The organism is Lysobacter sp. CA196, assembly GCF_052078695.1.
Lineage (GTDB): Bacteria > Pseudomonadota > Gammaproteobacteria > Xanthomonadales > Xanthomonadaceae > Lysobacter.
The window spans coordinates 1-8,570 of record NZ_JBQJIN010000057.1 but is presented as its reverse complement, the minus strand read 5'-3'; the positions used below and the strand labels follow the sequence as shown (position 1 = coordinate 8,570).

Sequence of the window (8,570 nt, the reverse complement as noted above, 5' to 3'; positions counted from 1 at the left end):
AACCACCACTGGGAGTTCGCCGGCAAGCTGGCGCGTCGCGAAGGCGAAGTGCGTTACGGTCGCCTCGAAGGCCAGTGGGCCGATTCGGCGACGACCTTCGCCGCGGTGCAGACCCGCTACGAGTTCGTCGAAACCTGGCATGCCCTGGCCGAGTACCGCTGGCTGGGCGTGCGCGACGGCGGCGAGCGCCAGGGCTTCCTGATCGGCGTGGACCGCGATATCGGCCGCAACTTCCGCGTCGGTGTGGGCTACAACTTCACCGAGTTCAGCGACGACCTGACCAACTTCGATTACGACCACAAGGGGTGGTTCTTGAACATGGTGGGCACGTACTGATCGTAATCGACCATCTGTTTGCGCCGCCTCCTAGGCTCAGGAGGCGGCATTACGAAGGCGCGTCGGCATAGCTTCCCCCGTCGTTCCAGGCACGGCCTGGACGCGGAGCTCGAGAAGATCTCACGGCGCGCTATTGAATAATGGCGCTGGCTTATTTAAGTGGACTCTTTGAGAGCTTCTATGAACGAAGAATCGTCGGTGGAGCAGAGTGTCGCCATACTGAGCGACTTGGAATGGCGCCGGATTAATGAGGCGCTTCCGTCGAACCTGGCCGCCAGAGCGAGAAACCAAAAGGCCAAATATCGGGGCTTCGTCGAAGCGGTGCTGTGGGTGGCCTGCAACAAGGCCTTCTGGTCCGAGATTCCGGCGATGTACGGCGCTTGGCGGCCTATCTACGTGCGCTACATGCGCTGGTGCAAAGCCGGGGTATGGAGGACGGTGGAAAAGTCGATCGGCCACGAAAAGGCGGTAGTGGCTCATGCACTGGGTTCGCTCCTGGGACAGCAGCAGTATTCCCAGCAAAAACGAAGCCTGCGCAGCGCCCGTGGCGTTTCCGAGGGGATCGGTCCAGATCAATAGAGACGCGTAAATCGCAGGTTGCCGGCGGTGGCGGCTCGGGCGCTGAAACGCCGCGTCGAGGGCCCGGGCACTGCTCCGGTAGCTGGCGGCGAGCCGCGGCCTGCGCACTCGATGGTGGAGTCTCACTGAAGCAGGTGGCCTAGCCCATGCTTCTCGAGATAGCGAAACAGCTCATCCTTCGACTTCAGGCCCAGCTTACGCAAGGCGTTGTACTTGTGGGTCGTGACGGTCTTGTAGCTGCGGTTGCTATCCAACGCGATCGCTTGAAGATTCTCGCCGCGAGCCAATGCCAGGACGACTGCTTGCTCTGTCGAACTGAGCTGACGCCATGGGTGACTCTTGGCCGAGCCTATATCGATCGTGGGATCGGTGTAGGTATTGCCGCGCATCACCGCAAGGACTGCTTCGACTATCGTGCTCGGGTGGCTCGACTTCGAAACGAAGGCGCGAGCGCCGGTTTCCAGCGTGGTCAGCGCAAGGGAAGGAAGTTCCATCCCCGTGTAGATGATTACCTGGAGTCGGGGTTGTTTATCCAGCACGGCGCGCAGAAGCGACACGCTCTGGAGCTTTCCGGGCATGTGCAAGTCCATGACCAGATAGTCGAAGAGGTGGTTCTCGAGGGTCTGCAGTAGACGATCCCCATCCGGAACCGAGTCGATGCGGATGCCATCCATATCCAAGGCGCTACCCAGCATTTCGGAGAGCGCGGCCACGATGACCGGGTGGTCGTCTGCAATGAGTACCCTTGCAGGGTTCTGCTGGGTGCTCACTGGGTTGGCCTGGCGGCGGCCGGGACGTAGCTATCATTAAACACCGAACTTGTCTCCATTTTCTTGTCGCTCACCTCCGCCCTCGCGAGTCGGTGTTTGCAGCCGGCCAGATGGGCTTTGAGCATCGCCCATGCGCAAGCGATGAGCTCGGTGCCGACAGGACCGGCACGTTTGGCAAGACGCTTCCAGTAAGAGGCCAATTCTACTGGCTGAACCTTATGGCCGCTGAATCGCTGGATAGCACAAACCGGTTATGCGGGCCGTCGTGCCAACGGGCCAGGCTGGCAGACGTCTCATCGACCCGGATGATCGGTTCGCATGCATCGATGCGGTGGCCAACGATGTTCCGACACGAGCCCGGATTTGCGTGAGGTGCGATGTTCGCGGGCATTAAGGATCTTGTAGCTTCGGTCGCCGGTTGGTGCAATCGCATGAGGATGATCGCTGCGTGCTAAAGCCAGTAGCGCGTCACGTTATGGCGAAGTAGGCGGACGATAAGGAGGATTCTCTCTGAAATGCGTCGATAGCCGACTCAACGCGAGTCTTGTCGAGCGTCGTCGCAAGTAGAACCTCGATCGGTAGAGGCGGACCGTCTGGCTTGGAATGAATAGGCGCCCTGCGGATTCGGAGCTATCTGTGCGAGGAAAGGAAGTTCGAACCCGGTGCAGGCCAACGCTCTTCAGCCAAGAATGGATTTCGGGCGCAGCGTACGGATAAGCCGGCTTCTTGATTCGGCCCCGCGTACGCAGGTTGAAGATCGAATAGGCGAACGGACCGGTTTGTGCTGTCGGTAACGAAGTCCGGAGAGCGCTTGCGATGATTGATCTGTGCCGAGCGAAGCTGCCTAAGACAATTCCCAATTTTAATGAATTGATGTCGAGCATAGTCTGACGAGGCGTACTTCCGATGGCGAATAAATACGTGCGCTCACCGTGGCCTCTCATGTGCAGTCAGACGATTCTTGAGCGTAGGTCATGAGGCTGGGTGAAGAGAGCTGCGAGCTTCCGTCGCGGGGAGGAGTCCTCGTCGACGTGGTGGGCATGACCGCATTCGTGGCCGTCGTCGGCGCAGGAAGCTTCACCCGGGCGGCGCAATCGCTGGGCGTGTCGAAATCCGTGGTCAGCCGCCGCATAAGCGGTATCGAGCACCGGATCGGCATGCGGCTGATAGATCGCAGCAGTGCGCGCGTCGGCCCCACCGAGGCTGGATCGGCCTACTACCTTAAGTGCCTGAGCATTCTCGAAGCCATAGAAGAGGCCAATCGTCAAATAGCGAGCTGGAACAGCGGCTTGCGGGGGACGGTCGTAGTCTCCGTCGCATCTTCACTGTGCGTGCCTGCGGTGACTCGATCGATTGCGGAGTTCGCTCGCGCCTATACCGATATCAAGCTGAAGGTGGATATCGAAGAGCGGGATTCGTCGATTCGAGAAACGCGGTTCGATGTCGCAATCCGAAACGGAGAGTCGACGGACTCCGATATGGTGGGGCGCGTGATCGGGCATGGCAACAACATGTTGTGTGCCAGCCCGGCCTATCTTGAGATGAACGGAACCCCGACATCCGCCGATATGCTGAAAGACCATGAGGGGCTTCTGCATGCGCGCGGGCACGCCGGTGCGTATTGGCTATTGCGCGACGGCGCTCAGTTGCGCTCCTGTCGGGTCCGCGAGCGGATGCGAAGCGAATGCATATTCCACCTCATTGAAGCGGCGAAGGCCGGTCTTGGCATAGCGCAGTTGCCGGACTATCTGGTGGCGGACGCCTTGCGCAATGGCGATCTGGTGGCTTTGCTTGCGGGATGTTCGCCTCCTCCGGATCCGATCTCGGTGGTCTATCCGGTCAGTCGCAAGACCTCGCAGAAGGTGCGGCTGCTGGTCGAGTTTCTCGCCGAACGAATGCAGGGTGCGCTGAGCCAGAAAAATCGTGTCGAAACGAACGCCGAGGACGGCGATCGTCGCGGGGCATCGATGACGCTGGAGAAACAGGTCTTCGGTTCTAAGCGCTAGGCGCAGGTCCTCGTCGGCTACGTGTGGCCGAGCACAGATGAATTCGGCAAGAAGAGCCGCACGACAGTCGTGCGGCTTTTTCTTTTGCGCAACCGGCAAGCAGTCGGGTTGTTGGCGGTGAATGCAGCCGTTGCAGTACGCGCAACGAGTGCCAAGGCAATCACTCTTGTGAATTGAATCTATCGCGTAAATGTATTGGACGAGGGCGGGCGCCTGAGAAAGGCTATCTCCAGATCTTTCACTCAACGAGTAATCAGATGCGCAAGCGAAGTTCGCTAGTCCTCATTGTCGTCGCCCAACTCTTCGTTGGACAGGCGCTCGCCCAGTCCTCTTTGACCCAGGACAACGGCGCTCCGGTCGGCGACAACCAGAACTCCCAGACGGCCGGCCCGGACGGACCGGTGTTGCTTCAGGACGTGCATCTGATCCAGAAGCTGCAGCGATTCGATCGCGAGCGCATTCCCGAGCGCGTCGTCCACGCCAGAGGCACCGGCGCCCACGGACGGTTCGAAGTCACCGGCGACGTGAGCAGGTATACCAAGGCCAAGGTGTTGCAGCCGGGTGCTGTGACTCCGGTGTTCGTCCGGTTCTCGACCGTGATCCACGGCAATCACTCGCCGGAAACGCTGCGCGATCCGCGAGGCTTCGCGACGAAGTTCTATACCAAGGAAGGCAACTGGGATCTGGTCGGGAACAATCTTCCGGTGTTCTTCATCCGCGACGCGATCAAGTTCCCGGACATGGTGCATTCGCTGAAGCCGAGCCCGGACACCAACCTTCAGGACCCGAACCGGTTCTTCGATTTCTTCTCGCACGTGCCCGAGGCCACTCATATGCTGACCCGGGCCTATTCCGATTACGGAACCCCGCGCAGTTATCGCGAGATGGACGGCAGCAGCGTTCACGCCTACAAGCTGGTCGATGAGCGAGGCGGGTATGTCTATGCCAAGTTCCGTTGGGACAGCCGTCAAGGCGAGCACAATTTGACGGCGAAACAGGCAGAGCAAGTTCAAGGACGCGACTTCAATCACGCCACCAACGATCTGATCTCGTCGATCAAGCGCGGCGAGCATCCGCGCTGGGACCTGTACATGCAGGTCCTCACGCCCGATCAGCTCGACGACTTCGACTTCGATCCGCTCGATCCGACCAAGGTCTGGTCCGGAGTGCCCGAGGTCAAGGTCGGCACGATGGTTCTGGACCGGAACCCTGCGAATATCTTCCAGGAGACCGAGCAGTCGGCGTTTGCGCCCTCCAACCTGGTTCCCGGCATCGAGCCGTCCGAGGATCGCCTGCTCCAGGGGCGCTTGTTCGCCTACGCCGATACTCAGTTGCATCGCGTCGGGACCAATGTGGCTCAGCTGCCGATCAATGCCCCGAAGGTGCCGATCAACAGCAACAACCAGGACGGCGCATCGAATGCCGGAATGCGCACCGGAAGCGTGAATTACGAACCCTCCCGCCTGGCACCGAAACCTCAAGACGGCAAGCACAGATACAGCGAACTGCCGCTCTCGGGAACCACTCAGCAGAAACGAATCGCAAAGACGCTGAATTTTCGCCAGGCCGGAGAGTTCTATCGGTCGCTGTCGGCCACCGACAAGGGCAACCTGGTCGCCAACCTCGCTGGGGACCTGGGACGTGTGAGCGACGATGTCGCGCGCTACACGATGCTCTCGTACTTCTACAAGGCCGATGCCGGCTACGGTCAAGGTCTCGCCAAGGCGCTGAAGGCCGACGTCGGCCGGGTGCAGTCCCTGGCGGACGCCTTGAGCGAATAAGGCCCGGCCTTCAATGGAGCACGTTATGCATCGAATGGCATGGGTAATGATTCTCTTACTGGCTCTGCCGGCGGTCGCGTTCGCGGCGGAGCCTGTCGACACGGTAAAGAAGTCCAGAGAGGAACTCACCGAGTATCTCTTCGAAGCGGCGCGGAGCGGAGACGCTGAGCTGATTCGTTCCCTGGCGAAGAACGGCGTAGATCTGGATGCCCGGAACGCCAAGGGGTTCACGCCCCTGATCCTGGCGACCTACCACGGGCGAGATGCGGCGATTCAAGCGTTGCTGCAAGCGGGGGCGTCCCCCAACGTGGCCGATGGCGAGCGCGGAAACACGGCGTTGATGGGCGCTCTCTTCAGAGGGGCGGACGATGCGGTCCGCCGCCTGTTGGACGACCCGCGTACGGAGGTCAATCAGCGCAATAGCGCCGGTCAGACCGCAGCGATGTATGCCGCACTATTTTCGCGCGACCAATGGCTGGACGCGCTAGCCAAGCGGGGTGCGGATTTCGGTTTGCAGGACGACTCCGGCGCCGATGCGGAGCAACTGGCACGTCGGCAAGGAAGCGTCGAGCTTGCCGAGCGTCTATCCGGACTGGCCAAGGACGGGCGCTCGCCAGGTGAATCCGCGAGCCGGTGATCCGTATCTCCCCGGGCGCGGCGCCGTTGCTCCGCGTTTAGTCGTCGAAGGCCATCCGCGCCCAGGGAATGTTGCACGGCAGGCGCGGCGTCGGCTTCCGCGCGATAGAAGGCAAAAACCAGGGGCGAATCGGTACTTCCGATTCGCAGATACGTTCCGTGCACTTGATCGAAACGACGACGAAGTCGGTTTCCCGTGTGTCCAACCTCGCCCGATTCGAATGAGAACCATGACATGAAGAAACTGAAGTGCTCCATTTCCTTGCTGATCGTCCTGATCGCGACATCGGCGCAGGCAGAGCGGAAGAACGCCGTGCGCACGCCGGAGCCAGGGGTGCTTTGCGATCGCTACGTTTGCGCGAATAAGAAAGGGCTTTCTCACGCGCTGACCGAAAAACATAACGGCATGAGAACGGCAATGAATGCGTTCGCCGATAAGGACATGGACATGTACGAGTTCACTTTAGCGAATGGAATCTTCTGCGATGTAAGGGAGCGGCTGTGCCGTAAGGATCGCTACTACGGCCCGGAGGGGCAGCGCAGCGCGGTGTCCGTGGAATACACGGAGTTCCTGTTCGGGAAACACGATCTGTCGAGGCTATGAGAATGAACATCAAGAATGCGATAGGGCGTAGATACTCGCGCATCGGCATGGCCCTCGCGGTCAGCCTGGGGATCTGTGCCTGCGGCAACGCCGAGAGGCCATCGCGGCCCGGCGCGGGAGACGAGGAGAAGGCGGCGGCCGCGGTGTCGCTACGGCCCGCCTCGGGAAGCAGCGTCGAGGGACGCCTTTCTGTCTCGCCCAAAGGACAGGCGATGGCCGTGGTTGGCACCGTCACCGGCTTGACGGCCGGTGGGGTGCATGCGATCCACATCCATGAAAAAGGCGACTGCAGCGCGCTCGATGCCAGCAGTGCCGGGGACCACTTCAACCCATACCGTCATCAGCATGGCCGTGCGTCCCCTGGCGGGCCCCACGTCGGCGACATGGAAAATATCGTCGCCAACGCCAAAGGAGAGGCGACGGTCAGGGCGCTCGTGCATGGAGCCAGCCTCGGCAGTGGCGGCGAGAACGACATCCTGGGGCGCGCGTTAGTCATCCACGCGAAGCCGGACGACTACTCCAGTCAGCCCAGCGGCAACGCCGGGAAACGCATCGCATGCGGGGTGCTGGAGGCTGCCCCGAATGGGGTCGCGAATGCGGCGTCGCGGTAACGGCTGCTGGCAGCAGGTCAAGTCGCTCTCGCGGCGATAAGAGCGCTGCTGCCGGATGCCGTAGCTTGCTTCAACTGCTTCAACTGCTTCAACTGCTTCAACTGCTTCAACTGCTTCAACTGCTTCAACTGCTGCGGCTGCGTGGGCTATCGCCCGTGGAATAGCGCGGCCGACCATGCCGCTAACACATCTGAGGCATGCGGCCCGCTGCATGCCGAAACGAATGGAGACAGGAGCTTCCATGGAAACGCTCGCGCGACTATCCATTCGAGCTCTTTCTACTGCCCAATCAATCTTTCGAATGAGCGAGTCCTCAATGAATACGGTTCTAACTGCTTCTATGGTCGCAGCGGCAATGCTCCTCTTGCCGGCTTCGATGCCGGCTGGAGCGCAGGCGCCGATGGAGTCGGCCTGCGCCCAGGTCACCGAGCCTCAGGTCGCGGCGTTGTTCAACCGCTGGAATGATTCTCTGCGCACCGGCGATCCCGACAAGGTCATTGCCAACTATGCCGAGGATGGCGTACTGCTGGCGACCCTGTCGAACGAGCCGCGCACCAGCCGCGCCGCCATGCGCGATTACTTCGTCAAGTTCCTCAAGGGAAAGCCGCAGGGCACGATCGACAAGCGCGTCATCAAGATCGGCTGCAATGTCGCGCAAGACGTAGGCACCTACACCTTCAAGCTTGCCGATGGAAAGGCCGTGCATGCGCGGTATACCTACGTATACGAGTGGCGCAACGGCAAGTGGCTGATCGCCCACCATCACTCCTCGGCCATGCCGGAGCCGATCGCCAACACCGGCGGCGCGAAACCGCGTCGATGATCGCGTTTGTCGGCGACGCCGGCGGGTCGATCCGAATGGATGCGTTATAGGTCTCGGAAGGATGGTGGGCGCGCCGACTTTCAAGAGCAAGGTAGCGCCGTTGCTCGGTTTGAACTGCCATTCCTTCCTGTCTGGCAGGGAGTGTAACCATTCCCTCCCTGGGCCGAATACTTTCAAGGTGGGTAGCGGCTGGGTACGGTCCTTGGCTCGAGGGCGAACCATCCCCTACCGGTCTCTTTCTTACGGAGCTTTCCCTTTGAACGAGCATTACGGTTTGCCGGGTCTGTTCCGGTGAGTACCTGTATGAACGCAGCGGCTGCTATCGCGGCTCATTGGAGCATCGGTCGCCGTACCCATCGAGATCATCAGGACCTCCAGGTATGAACCGCGACCCGAATTGGCGTGTCCCGATGGCACGAGCATC

Annotated in this window: 9 protein-coding genes; 8 read left to right on the top strand and 1 reads right to left on the bottom strand. The window is 60.7% G+C overall.

The features are described 5' to 3' along the window. Both ACTOWK_RS23425 and ACTOWK_RS23420 read left to right on the top strand, forming a co-directional pair. Nucleotides 1-336: hypothetical protein (locus ACTOWK_RS23425; RefSeq protein ID WP_441332481.1), on the top strand; the 336-nt coding region annotated here is incomplete at its 5' end. Between the two features lie 180 nt (nucleotides 337-516). After that, nucleotides 517-915 (top strand): transposase, encoded by a 399-nt coding sequence (locus tag ACTOWK_RS23420; RefSeq protein ID WP_441332480.1) that lies wholly within the window; start codon nucleotides 517-519, stop codon nucleotides 913-915. A 122-nt stretch (nucleotides 916-1,037) separates the two neighbouring features. Here the strand turns inward: ACTOWK_RS23420 and ACTOWK_RS23415 are convergent, their stop codons facing one another. Beyond that, nucleotides 1,038-1,685, bottom strand: coding sequence for a response regulator transcription factor (locus ACTOWK_RS23415; protein ID WP_441332479.1), 648 nt, complete (start codon nucleotides 1,683-1,685; stop codon nucleotides 1,038-1,040). Between the two features lie 974 nt (nucleotides 1,686-2,659). Here ACTOWK_RS23415 and ACTOWK_RS23410 point away from each other — a divergent pair. From ACTOWK_RS23410 to ACTOWK_RS23385, 6 genes are all read left to right on the top strand, one after another. Further along, nucleotides 2,660-3,691 carry a LysR family transcriptional regulator gene (locus ACTOWK_RS23410; RefSeq protein WP_441332478.1) on the top strand — a complete coding sequence of 344 codons (1,032 nt, stop codon included), beginning with the start codon at nucleotides 2,660-2,662 and terminating at the stop codon, nucleotides 3,689-3,691. Between the two features lie 257 nt (nucleotides 3,692-3,948). Continuing rightward, nucleotides 3,949-5,472: a catalase gene (locus tag ACTOWK_RS23405; RefSeq protein WP_441332477.1), complete on the top strand. Its 1,524-nt coding sequence runs from the start codon at nucleotides 3,949-3,951 to the stop codon at nucleotides 5,470-5,472. A 46-nt stretch (nucleotides 5,473-5,518) separates the two neighbouring features. Beyond that, nucleotides 5,519-6,109 carry an ankyrin repeat domain-containing protein gene (locus ACTOWK_RS23400; RefSeq protein ID WP_441332476.1) on the top strand — a complete coding sequence of 197 codons (591 nt, stop codon included), beginning with the start codon at nucleotides 5,519-5,521 and terminating at the stop codon, nucleotides 6,107-6,109. A 234-nt stretch (nucleotides 6,110-6,343) separates the two neighbouring features. Next, entirely contained in the window at nucleotides 6,344-6,712 is a 369-nt protein-coding gene (locus ACTOWK_RS23395; protein ID WP_441332475.1) for a YcgJ family protein, read from the top strand. 2 nt (nucleotides 6,713-6,714) lie between these two features. Then, entirely contained in the window at nucleotides 6,715-7,323 is a 609-nt protein-coding gene (locus ACTOWK_RS23390) for a superoxide dismutase family protein (RefSeq protein WP_441332474.1), read from the top strand. Between the two features lie 241 nt (nucleotides 7,324-7,564). Continuing rightward, nucleotides 7,565-8,146, top strand: a complete 582-nt coding sequence (locus ACTOWK_RS23385; protein WP_441332473.1) for an SgcJ/EcaC family oxidoreductase — start codon at nucleotides 7,565-7,567, stop codon at nucleotides 8,144-8,146. The last annotated feature ends 424 nt before the right edge of the window (nucleotides 8,147-8,570 follow it).